The organism is Ferrimonas senticii DSM 18821, assembly GCF_000422665.1.
Lineage (GTDB): Bacteria > Pseudomonadota > Gammaproteobacteria > Enterobacterales > Shewanellaceae > Ferrimonas > Ferrimonas senticii.
Genome location: NZ_AUGM01000001.1, coordinates 394,967 through 417,236, shown reverse-complemented (window position 1 = coordinate 417,236; position 22,270 = coordinate 394,967). Strand labels below are relative to the sequence as shown.

At 49.7% G+C, this 22,270-nt stretch carries 15 protein-coding genes, 3 tRNA genes, 1 pseudogene and 1 CRISPR repeat array; of the genes and pseudogenes, 10 read left to right on the top strand and 9 right to left on the bottom strand.

The annotated features are described in order from the left end of the window. Nucleotides 1-45: 45 nt before the first annotated feature. Genes G506_RS0101940 through G506_RS0101930 form a run of 3 tightly spaced genes read left to right on the top strand, consistent with a single transcriptional unit; the run spans nucleotide 46 to nucleotide 1,914 of the window. Entirely contained in the window at nucleotides 46-921 is an 876-nt protein-coding gene (locus G506_RS0101940; protein WP_028115405.1) for a fructosamine kinase family protein, read from the top strand. Nucleotides 922-931: 10 nt separating this feature from the next. Next, nucleotides 932-1,687, top strand: a complete 756-nt coding sequence (locus tag G506_RS0101935; protein ID WP_028115404.1) for a pteridine reductase — start codon at nucleotides 932-934, stop codon at nucleotides 1,685-1,687. A gap of 20 nt (nucleotides 1,688-1,707) precedes the next feature. Then, nucleotides 1,708-1,914: a CPXCG motif-containing cysteine-rich protein gene (locus G506_RS0101930; protein ID WP_028115403.1), complete on the top strand. Its 207-nt coding sequence runs from the start codon at nucleotides 1,708-1,710 to the stop codon at nucleotides 1,912-1,914. 1 nt (nucleotide 1,915) lies between these two features. Here the strand turns inward: G506_RS0101930 and G506_RS0101925 are convergent, their stop codons facing one another. After that, on the bottom strand, nucleotides 1,916-2,533 hold the full coding sequence (locus tag G506_RS0101925; RefSeq protein ID WP_028115402.1) for a riboflavin synthase: 618 nt from the start codon (nucleotides 2,531-2,533) through the stop codon (nucleotides 1,916-1,918). Nucleotides 2,534-2,580: 47 nt separating this feature from the next. On the opposite strand from G506_RS0101925, the gene G506_RS0101920 reads away from it, so the two are divergent. Then, nucleotides 2,581-3,948 carry an MATE family efflux transporter gene (locus G506_RS0101920; protein WP_028115401.1) on the top strand — a complete coding sequence of 456 codons (1,368 nt, stop codon included), beginning with the start codon at nucleotides 2,581-2,583 and terminating at the stop codon, nucleotides 3,946-3,948. Then, complete coding sequence (locus G506_RS0101915; protein WP_028115400.1) at nucleotides 3,917-4,939, top strand: DUF3080 family protein; 1,023 nt, start codon at nucleotides 3,917-3,919, stop codon at nucleotides 4,937-4,939. Before G506_RS0101920 ends, G506_RS0101915 begins: the two co-directional genes overlap by 32 nt. Nucleotides 4,940-4,991: 52 nt before the next feature. Here G506_RS0101915 and G506_RS0101910 read toward each other — a convergent pair whose 3' ends face one another. After that, the gene (locus G506_RS0101910) at nucleotides 4,992-7,814 is read right to left on the bottom strand and encodes a TonB-dependent receptor (protein WP_205619452.1); all 2,823 of its coding nucleotides are present in this window, start codon (nucleotides 7,812-7,814) and stop codon (nucleotides 4,992-4,994) included. Between the two features lie 387 nt (nucleotides 7,815-8,201). On the opposite strand from G506_RS0101910, the gene G506_RS0101905 reads away from it, so the two are divergent. From G506_RS0101905 to G506_RS0101895, 3 genes are all read left to right on the top strand, one after another. Continuing rightward, a tRNA-Val gene (locus G506_RS0101905) sits at nucleotides 8,202-8,278 on the top strand. 28 nt (nucleotides 8,279-8,306) lie between these two features. Next, a tRNA-Val gene (locus G506_RS0101900) sits at nucleotides 8,307-8,383 on the top strand. Nucleotides 8,384-8,397: 14 nt separating this feature from the next. Beyond that, a tRNA-Val gene (locus G506_RS0101895) sits at nucleotides 8,398-8,474 on the top strand. Nucleotides 8,475-8,824: 350 nt separating this feature from the next. Then, nucleotides 8,825-10,054: a CRISPR direct-repeat array (repeat unit 28 nt; unit sequence TTTCTAAGCTGCCTGCGCGGCAGTGAAC). A 151-nt stretch (nucleotides 10,055-10,205) separates the two neighbouring features. On the opposite strand, the gene cas6f is transcribed toward G506_RS0101895, so the two are convergent. Genes cas6f through cas1f form a run of 6 tightly spaced genes read right to left on the bottom strand, consistent with a single transcriptional unit; the run spans nucleotide 10,206 to nucleotide 18,421 of the window. After that, nucleotides 10,206-10,844, bottom strand: coding sequence for a type I-F CRISPR-associated endoribonuclease Cas6/Csy4 (cas6f, locus tag G506_RS0101890; protein WP_028115398.1), 639 nt, complete (start codon nucleotides 10,842-10,844; stop codon nucleotides 10,206-10,208). Between the two features lie 9 nt (nucleotides 10,845-10,853). Beyond that, nucleotides 10,854-11,897, bottom strand: a complete 1,044-nt coding sequence (gene csy3, locus G506_RS0101885) for a type I-F CRISPR-associated protein Csy3 (protein ID WP_028115397.1) — start codon at nucleotides 11,895-11,897, stop codon at nucleotides 10,854-10,856. Between the two features lie 14 nt (nucleotides 11,898-11,911). Continuing rightward, nucleotides 11,912-12,799: a type I-F CRISPR-associated protein Csy2 gene (gene csy2 / locus G506_RS0101880; protein ID WP_028115396.1), complete on the bottom strand. Its 888-nt coding sequence runs from the start codon at nucleotides 12,797-12,799 to the stop codon at nucleotides 11,912-11,914. Further along, on the bottom strand, nucleotides 12,796-14,058 hold the full coding sequence (gene csy1, locus G506_RS0101875) for a type I-F CRISPR-associated protein Csy1 (protein ID WP_028115395.1): 1,263 nt from the start codon (nucleotides 14,056-14,058) through the stop codon (nucleotides 12,796-12,798). Before csy1 ends, csy2 begins: the two co-directional genes overlap by 4 nt. 14 nt (nucleotides 14,059-14,072) lie before the next feature. Then, nucleotides 14,073-17,438, bottom strand: a complete 3,366-nt coding sequence (cas3f, locus tag G506_RS0101870; protein WP_028115394.1) for a type I-F CRISPR-associated helicase Cas3f — start codon at nucleotides 17,436-17,438, stop codon at nucleotides 14,073-14,075. Continuing rightward, on the bottom strand, nucleotides 17,435-18,421 hold the full coding sequence (gene cas1f / locus G506_RS0101865; protein WP_028115393.1) for a type I-F CRISPR-associated endonuclease Cas1f: 987 nt from the start codon (nucleotides 18,419-18,421) through the stop codon (nucleotides 17,435-17,437). The genes cas3f and cas1f overlap by 4 nt, the downstream gene beginning before the upstream one ends. Before the next feature lie 691 nt (nucleotides 18,422-19,112). Between cas1f and G506_RS0101860 the strand changes: the two genes are divergently transcribed. Next, nucleotides 19,113-19,721, top strand: coding sequence for a TonB-dependent receptor domain-containing protein (locus tag G506_RS0101860; RefSeq protein WP_028115392.1), 609 nt, complete (start codon nucleotides 19,113-19,115; stop codon nucleotides 19,719-19,721). A gap of 50 nt (nucleotides 19,722-19,771) precedes the next feature. Here the strand turns inward: G506_RS0101860 and G506_RS0101855 are convergent, their stop codons facing one another. Next, nucleotides 19,772-20,380, bottom strand: a complete 609-nt coding sequence (locus G506_RS0101855) for a TMEM165/GDT1 family protein (protein ID WP_028115391.1) — start codon at nucleotides 20,378-20,380, stop codon at nucleotides 19,772-19,774. Nucleotides 20,381-20,897: 517 nt separating this feature from the next. On the opposite strand from G506_RS0101855, the pseudogene G506_RS18470 reads away from it, so the two are divergent. Then, nucleotides 20,898-22,183: pseudogene (locus tag G506_RS18470) on the top strand (IS4 family transposase). The last annotated feature ends 87 nt before the right edge of the window (nucleotides 22,184-22,270 follow it).

Sequence of the window (22,270 nt, the reverse complement as noted above, 5' to 3'; positions counted from 1 at the left end):
CTATGCTAAAACCAAGATCAGAGTTGTTTCTGAGGAGGTAAAACAATGTGGAATGCAATTGGAATGCAGATCTCCGACGCCCTTGGCCGAGACTTTAGTATCAGCAATAGGCACAGCATCACCGGTGGCGACATTCATCAAGCCTATCTGGTCAGTGACGGTCATTGCGATCTGTTTTTAAAGTACAACAGCAAAGACGCGGCTGAACCATTTCGGATGGAAGCGTTGGCGCTTACCCGACTCAGTAAACACCGCGGTTTAGTCATCCCTGAAGTGATCACCTCCGGCCAAACCGCTACTAACGCCTTTTTGGTGTTACAGCACTTAAACTTCGGCCCAGGTAACAGCAGCGATTGGTACCAGTTCGGTCAAGAATTGGCACGCCTGCATCGGGATCATTGCCAATCTCAATATGGCTTCGATGAAGATAACTTTATCGGCATGACCCCACAGCCCAACCGCTGGCAGAGTAACTGGGCGCAGTTCTTTGCCGAGCAACGTATCGGCTGGCAAATCAAATTGGCACAAGACAAGGGCCATAACTTAGGTAACTGCGATCGCTGGGTCGAAGCATGCGCTGCCGCTCTGCAAGGACATAAACCCGATGCCAGCTTGCTGCACGGCGATCTATGGCGGGGCAATATGGCGTTTGTTGATGGCGTCGGTTGTTTGTTCGATCCCGCTTGCTATTACGGCGACCGCGAAACCGATCTGGCTATGACTGAACTGTTCTCGCCGCTGCCGAGTGATTTCTATCACGGTTACGACGCCGAATGGCCATTGGATAAAGGCTACCAACAGCGCAAGCCGATTTATCAACTGTATCACCTGCTCAACCACCTCAACCTGTTCGGTGGCAGCTATTTACAACAGTGCCAAAGCCAGCTGCAAGCGCTGTTTTGCGAGCAATCGGTACACTAGGGCTTAATTAATGACAATCAATAACGACAAGGTGGCGCTGGTCACCGGCAGCGCCAAACGGATTGGCGCGGCGATCATCCGCCAGTTTCACCAACAAGGTTATCGGGTGCTGATTCACTGTCGTCACTCCAAAGATGAAGCCGAGCGCCTAGCCGCCAGCCTTAACCTTACCCGCGCCGACAGCGCCCAAGTACTGCAAATGGACTTAAGCAGCAGTGAAGGCCCGCTCGATTTAGCTCGTCATGCACTGGCCTGCTGGGGCCGAGTCGATTGTTTAGTCAACAACGCCTCATCGTTCTACCCTACCCCTATTGGTCAGATCGATGACCAACACTGGCAGCAATTGGTTGGCTCCAACATGCGCGCGCCACTGCTGCTGGCGCAGGCGCTAGCGCCGACCCTTACCCAGCATCACGGCAGCATCATTAATTTGATTGATGTTCACGGAGACAGCCCGCTAAAGAACCACACTCTATACTGTATGGCCAAAGCGGCACTGGCGATGATGACCAAATCACTGGCACTGGAATTGGCACCCAAGGTACGGGTCAATGGTGTATCACCCGGGGCAATATTGTGGCCAGAGCAGGCTATCTCGGCCGAAAAGCAACAAGCATTGTTGGCAGAGGTACCCTTGGGGCGTTTGGGTGAACTCGACGACATTGCCAAAACGGTACTGTTTTTAGCTGTCGATGCGCCCTACATTAGCGGTCAAATTATCGCCGTGGATGGCGGCCGTTCCCTTGGGGCATTAACCGGGGCGTAATGCGGATGATGAGGTAAGTGATGAATCCAGGTAATCAGGTGCACGATATAGCATGCCCCCATTGCGGCGAAACCACCCGCACGGCGTTTGATGTCAGTGGCGGCGAACTTCAGTTTATCGATGATTGTCAGGTCTGTTGTCGGCCAATTCATCTTCGCGTCGACATCGACGAGCAGCATCAAACGCTGCGATTGTTTGTCGATGCCGACAGTGATCAGATCTACTGAACTAAACCAGATTCGATCGCGCCGCCAACACGCGTTCAACCGTATCGACAATGGTTTGGGTTTGGCTGTCAATTTCGATATTTAGCTTATCGCCGATAACCCGCTCCGATAGGTTGGTGAGCCGCAGGGTTTCTGGGATCAGATGCAGATCGAAACCGTCATCGTAAACGTCACCAACGGTCAGGCTGCAGCCATCGACACCAACAAAGCCTTTGTGCAAGATGTACTTCATCCACTGACTTGGCAGTTGCAGGCGGAGCCGGCAATTGGTGGCGGTTTTATCGATTTCGCTTAGGGTGGCAACGGTGTGAACATGGCCTGACACAATGTGGCCACCGATCTCTTTGCCAAACACCAATGACCGCTCAATATTTACTAGGTCACCCGGTTGCAACTGAGCCAGGTTGGTTTTGTTCAAGGTTTCTTCCATCACGTCGAAAAAGACCTTATCATCCGCCAGTTTTGTCACCGTCAAGCAGACGCCATTATTGGCAACACTGGCGCCGATCTGCAGATCTTGACGCAACGCTTCAGGTAATGGCACCACCAGAGTGCGCAACTGCGGCTGGTCGATGATTTCTGCCACTGCAACCGCAGCTTGAACGATACCGGTAAACATACTTCTCTCTTACTTTATCTTTTTGATAGCAACATTGGCCGTAGAACATGCTTAACAAAGGCTACCAAGTCAAAAAACTGGTGCAACTGGCGTTGCCCGTATTAGCGGCACAGATCGCGCAAACCATGATGGGATTCATCGATACCGTTATGGCGGGTCAAGTTAGCCCTTCCGATATGGCGGCGGTGGCCGTTGGTGCCAGCCTATGGCTGCCAACCATTTTGCTGTTTGCTGGGATCTTAATGGCGACGCCGGCAGTGATTGCCCAATTCCAAGGCGCTAAGCAAGAAGACAAGATCCGCCCGCTGATCCATCAAATGCTCTACCTCACCGCGTTTTGTTCGGTGCTGGCAATGCTGATTTTGGACAACGCCACCGTGGTATTGAACAAGATGGATCTGGAACCGCAACTGCAGCAACTGGCGGTAGGCTACATTGATGCCATTCTGTGGGGAGCGCCGGCATTTTTGCTGTTTGTGGTGATCCGCAGTTTTACCGAAGGGTTGTCCTGTACCAAACCATCGATGGTGATCGGCTTCTTAGGTCTACTTATCAACATTCCGGTTAACTACATTTTTATCAATGGCCACTTTGGCATGCCTGCGATGGGCGGGGCCGGATGTGGCGTGGCAACCGCTATCGTGTTTTGGGTAATGGCATTGGCAATGGCAGCGTACGTCACTTTCGGCAAACGCTTTGGCCATTTCAAGTTGTTTAGTGAATTTGGCAAAGTGGAATGGGCGCAGCAAAAAATGCTGTGCAAGCTCGGTTTACCGGTGGCTTTAGCGGTATTCTTTGAGGTAACCCTATTTGCCTTTGTGGCGGTAATGATCGCCCCACTGGGTTCTATTGAAGTGGCTGGTCACCAAGTAGCAGCCAACTTTTCTAGCCTAATCTTTATTATTCCGCTGTCCATCGGCATCGCGGTGACTATCCGTATCGGTTACTACCTAGGCCAGGGCAAGCCAGATATCGCGGCGATGGTTGCCAAAATCGGCATGATTTTAGGCATCGCGGTCGCAGCTGTCACCGCCGCGATTACGGTGCTGGGCGCAAACTGGATTGCCGGACTCTACAGCAATGACGTTCTGGTACTAACCTTGGCGGTAGAACTAATGTTGGTGTGCGCTATCTACCAGATCTCTGACTCAATTCAGGTCGTTTCCGCTGCCTGTCTGCGGGGTTACAAAGACACCATCCCACTACTGTGGATCTCGTTCATCGCCTACTGGCTGATCGGCATGACCGTCGGTTACGTATTCGGTCTTACCGATTGGGTAGTACCAGCGATGGGTGCCAAAGGGTTCTGGATCGGCTTTATTGCCGGCTTGACTTCCGCTGCCATCATGCTGATTGCCCGACTTAAGTTGGTACAGCGTCGATATGAGCAACAACACTTGGCAAACGCCGCATAAGTCGTTAGCGGCTATCTTCCTTATCGTTGCGCTTGGCGGTTGCCAGCGTGATGATTTGGGATTCGATGACTATGTTAGTCGTCTTGAGCGGGTGCTCGACACCGAGCGCCAACCCGCCGCCTTAGTGCTTCCAGACAAACCCCACAGACACCAATTCCAACCGCTTGCGGAGAATCGCTATGGCTTATTCGAGAGTTTCTCGCTAAAGCCCTGTGGGGTGATGAACTTGATTGGCGAACACAACAATCAACTCGGTAAAACTGCCCCACCATCGCAGCAACTTATCTATCACCACCAATTGGCGCAGCAGTTGCTGCACTGTGACGATGCAAAACTCGATGCCGCTGCCATCGAATTGAAAAGCACTGTGTTGACCGAAAAGCAGGCTCGGTTACCAAGTTATTCAGCGCGACTGATGCTAATTTCCGACGAAATTTGGCACAACCTCGATGCCAGTGCCGCTGCCGACTACCAAAGCAATTCGCAAGTTGAACAAGCACTGACAACACTAGCTAAGTTAAAACAACAACTTAGCGATCCACAGCAACCGATTGTCAACAGTTCGGCCCACCTAGAGCAAGCGCTTAAGATTCTGCATCATCATCGTCAACCACGACAACTGCACCGTGCCATGGTGATCGCCACAGACGGCCTCAACCAAGCGATCTCCATACTAGAGAGCGTCGGCAGCAACCTGTGCGGTAGCGACGAGTTTAAGATAATGAATAACATCTTGCATCGAATTTACGCCACGCGACTGCAACCACGGCTGGCTCAAATCCAAAGACTGGATCGGCAACTGACACCGCAGTTGCAGCAGCTGCTGTCGCCGTGGCCAGCCCAGCACTACTTTAACTTTTATCTCAGTGACGCCAAGGGCAGCCTGCGGCAACAGTTCTATCAAGCGATTGGCGATCATCAACAACAGTGGCAACGACTTCTTAGTAACTGCGACGTCGGCCCCAACGGCAAGAACTTTGCGATTCGGTGAATCACACAAAAAACTCGGCAAGCGCCGAGTTTTTTGTTGGCAATAGCAACAGCTAAAACTTAACCCTTAGGCCAAGCGTATATCGACGGTCCGATTCTAAAATCTGATAACCAGTACCGGTTACGCCGCTGTTGATTGTGGCTTCACCGGTGATGTTGCTGACGTTAGCTACCAAAGTCAGATGCTCATTGACATCAAAACTCGAGGAGAAATCAAGCTGCTGCAGATCTTCGCGGTAAGCGTTACCGGCGGTCGGATCATCAGCATCAGCACCAATGCTCTGTCCCAATGGGCGCACACGTTTAGTGTCATAATCATCCAAGAAGCGGTCGCGGAAGGTATAGGCCAATCGCAGCGATACGGCGCCATATTCCCAATAACCTTGCAAGTTATAAGTGTTCTTGGAGATATCCTCTAACGGCACACCATCTGGATCTTCACTGTCAGCGTAGGTGTAGTTTGCGCTTAACCCTAAACCACTAAAAGCGCCAGGCAGAAAATCAAACTGTTGCTGGTAGCCAAGTTCAAGCCCCTGCACTTTACCGCTTTCGCCATTGGTGCGGGTGGTGGTTTCAATCCCCATAAAATCAATCTGGGAGTCGGGATCAGTGGCATAGGTCCAGTTGTCAGAGTCGCCGCGCTCGGTTGGTCGAATACAGATCTTCTCAAAATCATCACGGTTAGTTTGGTTGCGTACGATGTCAGGCAGATCGGCACAATAGGAATCGCTACGTAGGAATGATTCGACATCTTTGTAGAACAGTGCAGCGGTCAGAACGTTGCCTTTACCAAAATAGTGTTCTACCGAAACATCATATTGAGTGGCACGATACGGCTCTAGGCCTGGATTGCCACGGGTTGCTGTGGTGTAGGCGTCTTGAAAGTTATAGGCCGGGCTTAGCTCGTCAAAATCGGCGCGGCGCATCACCTTACCGGCGGCAAATCGCAGCAAGGTGTTATCAACCACCTCCCATGTCACATTCAAGCTTGGCAACCAATCGTCATATTTTTGCGTATCGGTGACAATTACTCCCTCTTGGTAGGCGCCGGCGGTGATTTCGGTCTCAACCCAACGAGCGCCAAGTACCGCGCGCACCGAATCAAAATCCAAGTGAGTTTGAAAGTAAAACGCCTTAGTGTCTTCACTGATGGTGGAATATGCCCCCTGTTGATAAGCCAAGTTATCCGCAAGATCACCTGCAACTTCATAATTGCTGCCTGCCAGCAACTGCTTGACGATATCGAAGGTCGCTTGTTGATCCCGCAGCAACGAAACATTGAAAGCCGAGATCCGATTTAGATGATAAATGCCACTGCGACCTGAATTATCAAAGGCATCGTCCCAGGCGTAATCGACGATCGCCCCTGGAAACTGGCTGGCAATGTCTTCCATAAAGATGATGTCCGGATTGCCGTCGCCATCCTCTAAATAGCGGTAGATGTTAGTTAACCGAAATTGTTTCTGCTGCCGCTGATAATCGCGATTGGTGAAGCGCACGCCGGTTTTAATGTTGCCAATCCACTCAATTCCAAACGGCTCATCGTATTGCAGATCAAAGCGGTAGGCGTCCTCCTCGTTATCGGTAAAGGTTCGGGTATCCTCGTAGCGACGAAAGGCTTGATTTTGCTGATTGGTAAAGACATAGCCATCCTCAAAGAAGTCCACCGTCGGCGCCCGGTCTTGGCCGTTAAAGAAAAAAACCGGCACATACCATTGGTTCGTTTCCGCTGGATCAGCAAATTCTAGTGCCTGCTCAATACCACGAAAGCGAAACTCCGACTTAGGCTGATAGCTTTCAGACTTGGCAAATGAATATTCTGCTGATATCAACAATTTGTCGGTTAAGGTCCACTCGCCCCCCAGCGCATGACTGTAACTGTCGGTATTACGAAACTCTGATGCCGCAGTTTGCAAGGGTAAGACACTGTCGTAGATAAAATTTTGCAGTTGACCATTGCTGTCCTCAAAGGTTGCGTCGCTTTGTCTGGGGGTGCCGCTAACGTGCAAAATCGAAAACGCCTCTTGCCAGCCCTGACGTTCGGTTTTGCTTAAATCCAAATAGATATTGCCATCGCCGGATTGTGGTTCCCATTGCAGCGATAAGTTATAAGCCGTTCGCTCACGACTCTCGGTGCGAGGATTAAAGGTGTGCTCACGGCCGTAAATGTAGTTACCGCTGGCGCTATTTTGCGCAGGATCGGCGTTGCCATCGCCATCCAAATCGACCGCACCGACCTGCAGTTGTAACAGCGATTCATCTCGACGAAGTTCGCGGTCTTGATAAGAGATCATCGCTAACGCCCCAAAGGTACCGGCATCACCTAGATCCCAGTTATCACCGGCGGAGGCATTTAAAATAGGCGCCCAGTGATCGGCTTTATCGGCGTACTCAGCATCAATTGACGCGGCGAACAGCGGTTCTGATAGCGTTAATGGCCGGGCGGTTTTCAAGCTAATAGTGCCACCAAGGGCCCCTTCGATCATCTCTGGTGTTGGTGATTTAATCACTTCAACTGCAGACAGAAAACTTGATGGGAAGTCTTGGAAATTCACGCCGTTACGGCCATCACCAAGGGTCGAGCGGCCGTTAATCTCCACCCGGTTTTGCGGCAATCCACGAATGGAAACCTCAGAGCCTACGCCAAAATCGCGATTGATTGACACCCCTGTAACCCGCTGCAGAGCCTCAGCAATGTTGTTGTCCGGCAGCTTACCAATATCCTCGGCGACAATCGCATCAACAATGCGATCATCGCTTCGTTTGAGCATCGCCGCTTCGCGCAAACTGGAATAGATCCCACGAACTTCAATGGCTTCGATGTTGTCATTGATCTCTGAAACCGCTTCATCCGCAACCGCAGCGGATGAAAACAAGCCTGCAACTGTTGCGGTTGCGATTAAAAGATGGGCCTTGCCGATACCACTTTTAGCAAGGGCGATACAGACTGGATTGAGTCTCATGATAGTGCCCATGGTTGCCTTAACAATAAAGTAACAACGAACCTATATTTTTAAAACGTCGTTTCACATAAGACCAAAGTCGTAATCGTAATGTCTAAGATAAATCTAACACCGGCCTTCCTTAGCCATTAATATCGGATTAAAAATCAGCAACTAAGTATTAATCCACAATGCCATTACGCGGTTCGATAGGCAGATTGTCGAAACTAACAGCACTTGCACCTAAGTTGGCGAAATTGGCCTTGCACGACCCAATTCAGCGTTTTACTATGGCCACCGCTGTCGACGAGCAGCAACAGTGGGTCCATAGCTCAGTTGGTTAGAGCGCTACCTTGACATGGTAGAGGTCGGAGATTCGAGTTCTCTTGGACCCACCACTTTTCTTGATTAGTTTTACTAATCCTTGCGCCTGTAGCTCAGTTGGTTAGAGCACCACCTTGACATGGTGGGGGTCGGTGGTTCGAGTCCACTCAGACGCACCAAACAATCAGATTTTGCGTCCGTAGCTCAGTTGGTTAGAGCACCACCTTGACATGGTGGGGGTCGGTGATTCGAGTTCACTCGGACGCACCATAATCGGCAAAAAGCCCGCTTTCAAAGCGGGCTTTTTGCTTTTCTGGCGTTAGCTAATTCTATCATTGCCCTACCCCATCATTTTGCCAGTTTTGGCCAGATCGTAAATTTGTGCCCAGTTTGTGCCCAAAATTCCTGTAGCCCATCATTGGCCCGAAAATAAAAATGACCTCTACCCGAGAAAAGTAGAGGTCAATATTTAGTGATGAATTGACGGCCTAACCTCTACTTTTGACTGCGGTTAGAAATTGGAGGGCTGCCACTCTCTCACCGGAACTGCATTTGTCGGATCAACACTCAGATGTGCCTGCGAGGCAGTGAACGCAAACCCTATAGTTCCGCCCCGGAGCTTTCTAAGCTGCCTGCGCGGCAGTGAACCTGGCCTTTGGTGCCGTGCGCGTGGATGTAGTTTTCTAAGCTGCCTGCGCGGCAGTGAACGGCTAGATCGCGGCCACTTCAAACCGGCCAAATTTCTAAGCTGCCTGCGCGGCAGTGAACGAACCGATGGCCTCAGACGCCACAATGCTAGTTTTCTAAGCTGCCTGCGCGGCAGTGAACGCTGGCAAGTGCCGCCGGTCGCCGTGGGGCGTTTTTCTAAGCTGCCTGCGCGGCAGTGAACGAGTTGACGGCCAGCACTGGCGAGTTGTGCGATTTCTAAGCTGCCTGCGCGGCAGTGAACTGAGCGATTCGACGCTCTGCGCCTTTTTTCATTTTCTAAGCTGCCTGCGCGGCAGTGAACGACGCCCTCAACTCGTTGTTGCTCAAATTGCTTTTCTAAGCTGCCTGCGCGGCAGTGAACGCATTGGGCCAAAGATGGCGAGTGTTGATTGATTTCTAAGCTGCCTGCGCGGCAGTGAACGCAACGACGTGTTGGCGAACGCCTTCGATCGTTTTCTAAGCTGCCTGCGCGGCAGTGAACTGATCAACGTACTGTTTAACGTAAAATTTCATTTTCTAAGCTGCCTGCGCGGCAGTGAACTTTCGGTGCCACCACTGTCTATCCAGCAACTTTTTCTAAGCTGCCTGCGCGGCAGTGAACTGCTGAGTTCCTGAGTCAGACCGCAGGGGTGTTTTCTAAGCTGCCTGCGCGGCAGTGAACGATGAATAGATCCATGGGTTGTTGCTCCTTGTTTTCTAAGCTGCCTGCGCGGCAGTGAACATGCACAGCAAAGCAATTGCCAGCCGCCCACGTTTCTAAGCTGCCTGCGCGGCAGTGAACCGAAGCGCTGGCCGCTGGCTGCTGCTGCGACTTTTCTAAGCTGCCTGCGCGGCAGTGAACATCACCACCAACCAGATCATGGTGGATGAATTTTTCTAAGCTGCCTGCGCGGCAGTGAACGAATCGCTGCAGGTGGATGAGTCGATGTTCATTTTCTAAGCTGCCTGCGCGGCAGTGAACTTTGGCTTTGCTTGCGGCTTGCGCTTCAGCCTTTTCTAAGCTGCCTGCGCGGCAGTGAACTGACAAGCTCAGCAGTCGATCGCGCAGTTGGGTTTTCTAAGCTGCCTGCGCGGCAGTGAACTTTTTGAGTTAACCCGATAATCAACATGGAATTTTCTAAGCTGCCTGCGCGGCAGTGAACAATAGGCTATCGCAAAAAAATGGATTTACAACAAACGGTTATAACAAGAATCAAACTTTTACCTTGTCAAATGACTAAATTCACAACAAATTGTTTTTATTCAACTTTTTAAAGAACAAAAAAATAAAGGGTGAAAATCACCCTTTACTGCTTAAAAGTGCGGAACCACCGCCGACATTTGCTGGGTGCTCGTTTTCTTACTCAGCCCATAACAGTCAAAGTGCCCTTGGGTCTGCTCCCCCCTAGGATGAAGATCAATAAACAACGGGAACTTACTGCTTTTTTCCGGTGAACGTTGTTTGGTCTGCTGGCTATGCAGATAGATAAACGGCAGTTCGCTGTGTCCTCGGGGTTTGCTTTTTTCAAGCTCAGCCAAGCATTCCGTTAGTGGTTTGCCTGATTTTTTTGCCCACAATGCGGCTTTTTGCGCCATATCTCGCTCAACACGTTCAGCTGATTTCACTTGCTTGCGTACAAAACTCACGTAGCTAACTTCATCCGGCACAGCTTTAATGCCTTTAATGTGCACATAATCTTCAAGCCGATTGAGCCATTGGTTGATATTGAGCTTTTCCAATATCTGTTTGTCATTGGCAAACAACCGCAACCGCTTACCCAGTGGGAACTGGGCGTTGCGATAATCAGGAAAGCCCACCGCCACCGCCGACTCATTGGGGCCAACTTTGTTTTCCACCAAAGCAATATGTACTTGCTGGAACACATTTTGCCAAAGAAAACCAAGCGAGATATCGGCATCTGGCAACAGGGTGATCTCTTGGTAGACGTTCATCGCCGCCACCTATTTATCACTTTCGCCAAACACCCCACCGCGCACCAATACGGCGACCACATAGTGTGCGTCTTCTTCACGCGGCAGCTCTTCGCCACGAGCCCATTTGTCAAAGAAAGTATAAAAATCTTGCTTCTCTTTCGGAGTGCGGAATGCCTTACCTAAATTAGTGACTGCGCCATAAGGCTCGATGGCAATCGCGCCAGCGCTGTGCTCTTCCGATGCATAATCTGGGTACCAGGTATCAATAGAGCGCAGTGCATTGCCAATTTTTTGCGAGTGCATCGCGGCTTGCTCGTTGACCGCATAAAGAATTTTGTTTTTCTTGATTTTGCTGTTGCCTTTGTCGAGCACGAGCTCTTCGCTCGGATAAACCTCTTGCGCTTTACCCACTTTAGCGAAGCAATCGATTTGCAGCATAAGGTGGTCGGATTCGCTGGAAAGGGTTTGCGCAATGCGGTCGGCCAAGCTGTTTACTTGTTCATCGGAGTGATCAAACGAGCGCGTGCTGAACTGCTTGGCATCGAAGGTCCATGTTTGTTCCGCGCCTTTGTTCAGTGCGGTGACCTGTACTTCGATTTCTTCTGCGCCCACTCGGTTGCGCCACAAAAAACGGCCATTGGCGAGGTTAGTGGCATAGCGTTGCGCCAACTCAAAACAGCCATGCTTGGCAATATATTGCTTCACCGCTGCAGCGTAACTTTGTTTAAACAACGCGTTATTACACGCTGAGGGCTGGGCAAGGCCGCCAAGCACTTTTAGGGTGAACTGTAGCTTTAGTGTGTCTTGCCCTTGGCCCAATGCGCACGCATCAACGCGTTGCAAGTTGGGGCTTTCAACTTTTGCATCCAACTTTGCTGGGTCTTTCGTAAACTCCCCAGTGTCTTTTTTATTAAAACGGTTAGAAATTGTGCCGCGTACCGATTTTTCTTGCAGCGCCAATGGCGTGAGTTGCGCTTTGTTTTCCCAGTTGGTGCCAAACAAGTAACCATCGGATGGAACCAGTTTTTTCTCAAACGCTAATACCGATGCGGTGTCTTTGTTTTTCGCCATGATATTTTTCCTTATTAGTTTTCGTAGGTCGCATTAACTTGCTGACAGAGGTAAAGATCGTTATCTAAATCGGGTGCGTGTTGCCAAAGCATCTCGTTGATGTGCTGAATTTTATGTGCCATGACGAACTCGCCAAGGGTCACCACACTTTCGGCAAAGCGGTGCGGCACGTTAGGGTCTCGTTGGTTTTTGGCCTCTCCCAGCGGCGAGATGCCCTGGAATCCTGTCGCAATCGGCACAATCCAGCCTGCTTCCTTGCGTTCACTGCGCCAAGTCACTGCGTCATTTTGCTGCTCACAGTGGTGGTTGATGGTGAGGTAGCCAATCAATGCATCTAGCGCATCTTCGCCCTGCTGCATCGCGTCAATCATCAGATCACGACGTTCAATCAGCACGTAACCCGGCATCAGTTGTTTAACTAACGCTTTGGTTTCCTGCTCGCTCTGTTCGTTAAGGTTTTTAATAAACGGCGTTCGCAAGCTCAAAACATCTCCGCCAGCAATTTTCATGGTGGCGATCACCGCTTTGAGCGTGTCGATAAAATCCGCTTGTTCGAGTTTTTCTTCATTACCGTTCCACTCAATCACCAATGAAACCTCTAAATGACAACGGGCTTCTTCGATGAATGCCGAGCGAGAGCCGTCTTTATCGAGCGGGTTACCTGTACCAACAATAGAGTGAACAAAATCACCGTCACCACGATACGTTTGCAAATCACAGTGGTGGCTGACCACCGCAGTGCTGTGCAGCATCAAATCACTTAAACCCGCTTGGTTGAGTTTGCGCTCAAGCGCATGGGTAAAACCAAGCCATGCCGTCATCGCCGGAAAACCAATCGTAAACGGGCTAGAGAGGGCATTGGCATTGTGAATTTTAATATGCGGGAGGATCAATAGATTCATCGCAGAAGCTCCTTGCTATTGCTCACCACTTTTTCAATCGCCAGTAACTCTTCGTCAGCCAGCAATACGGGAGACGCAATCACCTTACCTTTGTTGTAATGCCTGAGTAAGCCGCGTGAAATGTAGCGTACGATTTCATCCAACCACTCATCTTGTTCCGAACGTTGCGATTCAAACTCAGGGTATAACCAGATCTTTTGCTCCAGCGGCAGATCTGAGGCAAGTTCACCTTGATACTCGGTAAGTGCAAACCGCACTTGCCACATGCGTTCAATCACCAGATCAACATATTGTTGAATGCGATAGTCGCGTCCGTCACGAATATGGATGTTGTTGTGCTCAGAGGTAAACAAGCGATGTAAGGCGTCTAATACCTCTTTGGCTTGCCATGCGGTGAAGCACTCTTTGAAGAAGTCGCTTTTGGGCAGGCGTGTTTCTCTGGATTTCAAAGCTGGCGGCAGTGAGCTAAGTAAGTGCGCTTTACCGGCATTTTGATTGTTAAGCACACTGATATTTTGCGGCTTAGTGCCACCAAATCCTATGGTCGTCAGGCCGTAAATTTCTCGATAACCATTAGCATAGAACTGGTTCTGTTTGCGGCACTCACGAGCTTGTTTAACGTCTTCGCCAAAGCGCAGCCCATCAAGTCGGCGGCGCAGTTCATACAAGTGCCCCGAATGGGTCAATAGCGAGAGCAAATGATATTCTCCGTCTGCGATAGGAAAGTAAACCTGCTTGATTTTGGAGCTTGAGACGTCTTCTTGGTCTGAACGCACCATATTTAAAAAACCATCACGCAAGGCTTGATAACCAAGGTTTGGCAAACTGAGCAAAGACTTCACTAACTCACTTTCTTGCTCAATATGCGATAGCAAAGTTTGACCGTCTTCCAGCTCTAAATGGAGGAACTTGTACACATCTAACGCAGCAGCATTGCCCAATGCATCGGGTTTTACATTCACATTGCCCGCACGCAAAAAGCCATCGGCGCTTGGCTTGTTGTGAGCAATAATCGACGAGGCGTAACCATTTGTATTTTTTCGTGCACTGGGATGGCTGAAAGTGCACGGGTGGGTCGATACCGAGATCTGCCCTGCCCGTTTAGCGGCATCGGGGAGCCAATTTGCCAAGGCAAACACCTGTTCGCACTCTTGCTCTTTCTCCTTCACAGCATCCTCATGCATCGAGGCGCTGATATTTTTTTTACGCCACGCTTCTTTTCGTTCTGCAAAGAACGAGGTGATTGCTGGGTCTAACACGTAGTTCCCCTCCATCATTTCACATTAACCAACCCAAGCTGGTCGTTATACTTGTATGCCTGCTCATCCTCACGATGAATAAAGCTGAGTTCGCCATATTTCAGCGAGGTGATAAGCTCCTGCTCCTCATCTGCGCTGTACTGAGTGATAAGTTGGCTGTAATCACGCGTCAGCCATAATTTTCCTTGCTGTTCTGGTAAGAGTGGTTTGTGCTGAATATTGAGCGTACGCTCAATCGGTGACAAACCACCTTGCTCATCGCGGATACCAAATTCGATGCTGCGTGCTTTCTTAAGCAAATAGATCGGCACGCTCGGCTCGCTTTGCCGAAAACGTTTGAATTTCTGTGGCAAGGCCGTCAGCCCCCAATAGCCCTGAATATGACCGTGCAGGTGATCACTCCAAAATGTATTAGGGCCGCGGCGGCGATTAAACCTATCTTGCCGAGTGGTGCCGTTTTGTGGTGTTTGGCCAATCTGCGCAATGCCGACTGTTTTTGCCGTGGCAAAATGCTCTAAATCGGCCAGATTATTGTGTGGTGTAAGCTGGCTCGGCTTTTGAATACGCGCAATCGCATTTACGCTATTCAATAAGCTTTCTTCATCCACCAGCTCGGTTAGATCATGGGTTTGCAGCTGGGTAGTTTGGTCTATTTCGTAACCTGGGCGTTGAAACACTCGCTGCTCTCCACCTTTGAACCCTTTGTAGTTAAATTGCAAAAGGCCAATATTGGGCACACTCACTTCGCCATCACGGTGTCTTCTTACCCGCCCTGCCATTTGAATAATCGAGCGATAAGAAGAGGGTTCAATCACCGCCCAGTCAAAATCATGATCACGGCCAACTTCTTCGACTGGTGTAGCAACTAACACAAAAATCAAATTCTTGGCTTGGCACTGCTCTAAATGACTGCGGATGATAGGGTGAGCAAATGCCACAGGTAATTCATCGCCTTTTTCTTTGCGCTTGAGCACCTCATCCAAATGCTTTTCTTGTTCGTGACGCAATAACAGCACTTGCTGACTGTGATAGGCCATGCAACGCACCTCCGTCTCTTCTAGCCAATCACAACTAAGGAGGTATTCGGTTAATTCTACGCAGGGCTGGATATTCGCCATGCGCACTACACCAAACGACACCTGCACTTGGCTGTGCGGATCAAGTGTGCTGTGCGCGGCGTGTTTGGCGAGGATCGCCTGCTGGATCTGCGCGAAATATTGTTCGGCAATCGGAAGTTCCGGCTGCTTGGCACAAGGGATGATCTCTGCTTTTCGTTTCGCGGGTTGTTGCTTGAGTTTAGTGACCCTTTTTTGGATGAACGCCTGCTGAAACGCTAGGTAACTGGCTAAGTCATTGTCATTACAGCCTATAAGCTGAACTTGAGCGGTAAATTCATCGACAAACACGCCATTGACACTAGATACGCGGTTACGACTGGCGGCAAAAACCGCCCAGCCTTGGCGGTAAGCATTGAACAAGCCCAAGGCCAAATCTGGTGGGATCGTGGCAGAGGAGATCATCACTTTGCGCCCAAGCATCCCAGCCAAATGCACTAAACGGCCAATCGCGATCAAATCATCGCCGCTAAAATCGTCAATTTCATCAATCACCAGATCGGAAGACATTAATCGCAAACACGGCAGAATGTATCGCCCGCCGCGCTTGGTCTCAGACGCAGCCATAATGTGATCGATGGTGCATGCCAATACAGGGGCATAAAGCAGCTTGCGGTCTTTCTCGTTAGTCAGTACGGTAGTGAGCTCTTCTTCTGGCAAAATGCCTTGCCAATGCAGCTCATCCGTTTCTTCTTGTAAGCTTTGCGCTGATTCTGACCCCGTTTGCGCTTGCTCTAGCTCGCACTCTTGCTTGTCAATTTGCTGACCAGATTGATGCAATGCCAAAATGGATTTGGAGCCTATCAATACCGCCAAATCACTCTCATTTAGCTTTAAGCGGCTTTTGTATTCATCCCCTGTTTGCAGAGTCAGCGTGCGCAGGCCAAGCGCAAGGATAAAGCGTAAGCTTTCGCCATCTTCTGATAGAGCCTGCATGATTTTGGCGTTCGCCATGGTTTTGCCGCAGCCAGTGCTCGCCATATTGACCACAAAGTAACCTTGGCTTTTGTCTTCACTGCCCAGTCGCCACTGAACTATCTTGCGCACTGCTTTATCTTGCCAACGAAACGCTTTGGGGGTGTTTGCTCTAGGGGAGAGTGCCGCCAGCCCGGTTGCTTTAAGCGGTTCCGATTCAAAAAATGGCAGCAGTTTTACTGTGTTGACCGCAACTTTCGCCACATGAACCAAATGCTCATCAAGTTGTTGCTTTAGGGCTTTAGTGTTGGGATCGGTATTCGCATAAAGTTTTATCGGTGATTGCCATTGGGCATCTTGAGCTTGCGATGAGTAGTAATGATCGCCCAACATCAAGCAAAGTCGCGCATGGTGTAAAATAACACGCCAACTACCATCATCCATTGCCTGTTCAAGTAACGGCAATTGATGAAGTAAATCATTGCTACGTTGTTGCAGTGCGGTGAGCCAAGTTTTGGACTGTGAAAGTCCTCCGTTAGAAAACGTCAAACACTTAGCCAGTAGCGTGTTGTAATCGTCAAAACGGTTTTCATACCCCCACTCTTGGGTAATTCTTGCCAGTAAATCTCCCAAATCAGCATTGTGCTTTTCGCGCTGGCGGTGACAGATTTCCTGTTCTTTGGGCAAGGGCAAACGGTGGTGAGAAAGGATCAGCCACGCAATCAAACTCGCCGCCTGAGGCAGATTGGCTAAAGGGTTTTCGACGCTCAACGTCTGGCTAGAAAAAGCTTTTTCTTCAATGCCTTGATTAAGCAGTGCCTTTAACCAACCTTGATCGAAGTTATCGTTGGAGTTGCTTACCACATGCTGGCGGAACAACAAGCAGGAGACCCACTCATGGCGCAATGGGTCGCCTTTGTGCTTGGTGTGGATGTCTGGGTTTAGTTTCTCTTGAAAGAGTAAAGAGGCTTTACCCCAGTCATGCAGCAAAGCGGCCATTGCCGCGAGCGACTTGATCAGAGGTAGATATTTCCAATCATTTTCATACTCGCTGTTGAGCAAGTCTTTTTCCGTACTATTAACCGGCACATAACCCTCTGCATTGAAATTCTTTTTGTTGCCGACGACCCACAGAAACTGGCTGCGCGAGCGAGAGCGAATCCAGTGGCAACTGACCGCGGTGCTGCGGCTGGCGGTTTGGCGCAGCATTTTTTGCACAGTTAATAGCCCCTCTTCGGTGATCAGGGTTTGCCATGTGTTGTCACCAATTCGGTTGGCGAATGCATCCAGTATGCGGCGACTTTTCTTCAGCGCGTTTTTTTCACATTGCGAGACAAAAGTGACCATCATAATGCGAGATCATCCTCTTGTTCATCTTGCCCCTGTAGCGCGACTTGTTTGACGGTATCGAACATAAACCCTGAGGCTTTGTGCTCGATAAAAGCCTGCAATACTTGTTGGCGAAACTCTTGTTCGGTGGCGTTTTCTTTGGCGCAAACAAATGCCCAAGGGAGCACGATGGCATCTTTGATTAAGTCTGCGACATCAAACACCAAGGCCCCACGCCGAGTTTTTCCATGCATCACTGCAAAGCCATGCGGAATGCCAAGCACCCATAGGCAACTTGCCGCAAGCCCGTAGGCTAAGTAGTTACCGTGGTTAAGAAAGCGGTTGGCTTTATCGGTACTTTTCTTATCGAGCTGCTGCTTACGGGTAAACGCTTCTTTGCCCGTGTTATTCGCCGCGTATTTATACAGCGCTTTAGTAAGCTGGGCTTCAATAAGAAGCAGATCCGCCGATTTGCTGGCAGATTCCGTGCGCTGGTGAAAGGTTGCCAACGATTGTTGGATCACATCGTCGTTCAGATTAAAATTTTCCAGTCTGAGTTCACGGTCTGATCGCCACACTTTATTTAGATATTCAATTCGTGCGTTTTGAAACTGCTTGGCCGCAGCAAAGCGCTGCTCATCATCAAACCAAAACGACAGCCAGCCTTGCAGGTATTCTGTAGGCCGATATTCACTTTGTGGCGTGAACCATTCGACTTCGGTTGCCATGTGCAGCGGCGTGCCACCACCACCGCAAAAACCAACCAATACCCCCGCTTGTGACAGCATGCGCATCGCTGCTTGGGTAACCGAAGTGCCATTACCTAGTAATAACACTGTGGTATTCGCTATTGGGATATTGAAATAGAGGTTCTCTTTATCAGCCTCAGTCAAATACAACACGCGCCCATCTTTTTGCATTACACGGCAATATTCCAAGTAATACATATTGGCGCGCTTTGAGTGGAGTATTGATTTCAAGTCAGATGGGGACAGATTATCCATTTTCTCACCCATTAGCTTTAATCAGTGACTGAGTAGCAGCCACTTTCATGGGCAATCCAAAACGCTAATTGGACTACCAAATTGACTATATACCTCTAATGGTGCGGATATTAACCGAGCTAGATCACAAAACAGATTTGTCTTTAGTTGGCCGAGCACCTATCGATGTCTAGTCCTTAAATAAGTTGACGCTTTTTGTTAAGGCCAGTAGCTCATTGTCAACTGGTGTTAATGCAAGCAAGTCGCAGTATTAAATTCATTGCTCGATAACTCTAGCTCTACCACACTGTATATCCACACAGTAACGTAAAGAGTCATCATGTCCGGTTATCCCATAGTCGGTTGGCCATCTCAAGCGAGATGCGAAAGCGCTCAACCCCTCTCCCTCGACCGGTATTTAATCGATCAGCCTGCCGACACCTTGTACATTCGAGTCTGCGGGGCCGTCCAGTACGTCGAGATTTATATCGTATGGCACTTGAATCGGCACGATGATGTTGCCGTCTTTATTGCACGCCACACGTGCGTGGGAATATTTTCTAGAATTCTATCTTTTAAGCGCTCTGCGCATGGCCATGGCCTTTACCCTCGCCGGTCATCCAGTTTACTTGCGTTAGATCGTCACCGCTTATTTCAAACGCTTAGCCAAAGCCTTTAACGTATAGCCCTTTGCTTGGCACCAATTTTGTACATGTTGAAATCCGCACTGACAGCCTATCTGACCGATTACGATAATTTTATTATCAATACTGCCGACTTCAGCAATCCGGCCTACCCCTTTGGTCAATACCAATACAACAATGTTGACCAAGCTCGGATTAAAGGGATCGAAGCACAAGCTCAGTGGTGGCTGGATTTTATCGCCGAAGGATTGGCGCTTAATCTGGCGGCCGCTTACAGCGATGGCGAAAACCGCACTGAAGATCAGCCGCTTAACTCAATCGTGCCACTCAATGCCACCGTTTCCTTAAGCTACCTTGACCCGCAGGATCGTTTTGGTGGCAGCATCGATGGTCGTTTCGACGCCAGTAAAGACCGTGATAATGTCGCTGATGCCTTTGACGGCTTCACCGACTCCGAAATCGATCCTTACCAAACCGCTGGCTATGCGATCATCGATCTTAACGGCCACTACAACATCACCCCACAGGTGACCTTGCGTGGCGGTATTTTCAATCTGCTTGATAAGAAGTACATCCAATGGATTGATGTCGCCGGGATCGAAGCGGGTCGTAGCAATATCGACCGCTACAACCAACCGGGCCGCTATGTTGGTGCCTCACTGAGCTATCAGTTTTAGCCAATAACCAACAAGGGAGCCGCTTGGCTCCCTTGTTTAGTTAGCATTCGTTACTGCCACAGCCGCAGCAACATCACTGCACTTATCAGCAAAAACAATGCACCGCTTACTTTCGACATCAACACCGGGTTGACCTTAGCCAACAGCTTACGGCCGATCACCACCGCTAACACTGTGGTTAACAGCAGTGCCGCCGATGCCCCCAGCCAGACGCCGATGACACTTTCGGTGGCCGATAAGGTCGCCACACTCAATTGGGTTTTATCGCCCAGCTCCGCCAAAAACAGCAGCATAAAAGCACTGAGCGCGATGCTTTTGCTAGAGCGAGTTAAGCTAACCTCATCCTCTTCCTCTGCGCTGGCGCGCAAACTGCTGATCCCGAACCAGGCAAACAACAGCGCAGCAAGCAACGATACCCATTCGATTGGCAGCAAATTGGCCAACAGCGAACCGGCAATCACTGCCAATGCGTTCAACAGTAAAAACGCCAACATCGCGCCGATAATCACTGGCTTGGCTCGATAGCGGTTAGCCAAGGTCATGCACACCAGTTGGCTTTTGTCGCCGATTTCCGCCAGCGCTACCATCACAAAGGTCACTGCAGCAGAAGATAAGCCAACACTGTTTGCCGGATCAGCAAACGCCCAATCAAAGCTCATCGTCGCTCTGCCCCTAAAAAAGCGCCTTTATTACCAATAAATGCCGCCATCAGCAAACGATCAGCTGAAGTTTGCGACGCTGGTCTTAGCCGAACCGCAGATGCAAACTAATGCCCTAAAGCCTCCGCTAAAACCGACAATGCTGACTAGGGCGGGTTGACGTTTGGTGTTCGGAATTTGGTCGAGGATAGCAGCTGTCAATCGAGGATTGCGATTGAAGGCCCTCTCTTCTGAAATCAACATCAGGGCTCTACGTCGAAATCGCATGACGAAGAGTGACAGTTGCTAGTCCGACCCAGCAAGGCGCCACTCAGTGATCACTGAGCAGCAAAATTAACCAATCAAGATCAATTTGCAGTCAAAACAGCCAGCAATGGGCGTAAAAACATACAGCAAAGATCAACACGCCCTCATAGACAGGATCTTTAGCCCTAACCTAATAAAAAACCTAGAAAAAAGGCTCTTGATGTGATCAGATTTAATCGCCAAAAAAAACCAAGTCACAACCCAAGAGCCGATGTCCATTATCAATCCAATTCAGCACCTAACTCAACTGTTCGATGAAGCTTGGTTAAATAAAGTCGCCAAGCAGCATAAATTTTGCAAACGTCTGCGCGACATCCAACCGTTGGCATTAGTCAGCAGCTTGGTTAAGGCCTTTGGTGATGGCAAAGTGGATGCGATTGCTGATCTACATCGCGCCTTCAATGGCATTCAGATGGATCCCGCTACATCCGTAGCCTATAAGCCATTTCATAACCAGCTGCGAAAAGCTGAATTTGCCCGTTTTATGGAAGCCGTAGTGGCGCAAGCCATTCAGGTGTTTGGCAATCAACTCAGCGCCGAGTTGCCGTCTAAATTGAAGCAGTTCAACCAAGTATTGCTTCAGGATGGATCATCTTTTGCGATCCATCCTGATTTAGCCGAGGTATTCCCCAATCGCTTCAAAGGTAAATCACCAGCGGCAGTTGAATGCCACATGACAATGTCACTGCAGGACGAGCAACCGGCAAAGCTGAGCATTTCAGCGGATACGGCATCGGAACGCCAGTTTTTGCCGGCAGCAGAAAGCCTGAGCAATTCGCTGCTACTGGCCGATGCGGGCTACGTCGGCATTGAGTACATGAGCAATGTGCAACGACATCACGGCTACTTTTTGATGCGGTCGTCGAAGTGGTTTAACCCAACGATTACTCGAGCGTTGAACAGCAAAAGCAAAGAGCTCAAGTCATACGTCGGAGTTAAGTTAAAGGCACTACAGCAGCGCCGAGGCTCCAAGGCTCCGATGTTGGATTTAGACGTAAAATGGCCAAAGTACCAGTGCCGTATGGTGATGTTCTGGCACGCCGAGGAGAAGCGCTATCTGTGGTGGATAACCAACCTGCCTCGAGAGCAGTTCAGCGCCGAAGAGGTCAGCCGCCTATACCGCGTACGTTGGCAAATCGAACTGTTGTTCAAAGAGTGGAAGAGTTACAACAACTTGAAGAAGTTCGTAACTCGACAGCCACACATGGTTGAAGGGTTAATTTGGGCCAGTCGTTAAGTTTGCTGGTCAAACGTTTCATTGGCCGAGCGGCCCAACAACGTCTGCAACGTCGATTGTCGTTGTTCAAAATCGCCAAATCAGCACAGAACTGGTTTGAACCCATAATGAACTCGCTGGCATCAAAGTCGTTAACCCAATTAGCCGCTGATTTAGCTTGGGCGTTCGACTTTATATGTCAAAACTGTCACCGAGCCCAGCAGTCAAAAGCCAAACAGGGCAACAGTTTCGAGGTGATTTTGGAGGGGTTTAATGCTTAAGGTTCAGTGTATGAACACGCCCTAGGCCCAAATGGACGCACTGAAAAAACTAAAAAGCCCTTGCACTGCAAGGGCTTGTTACTTTGA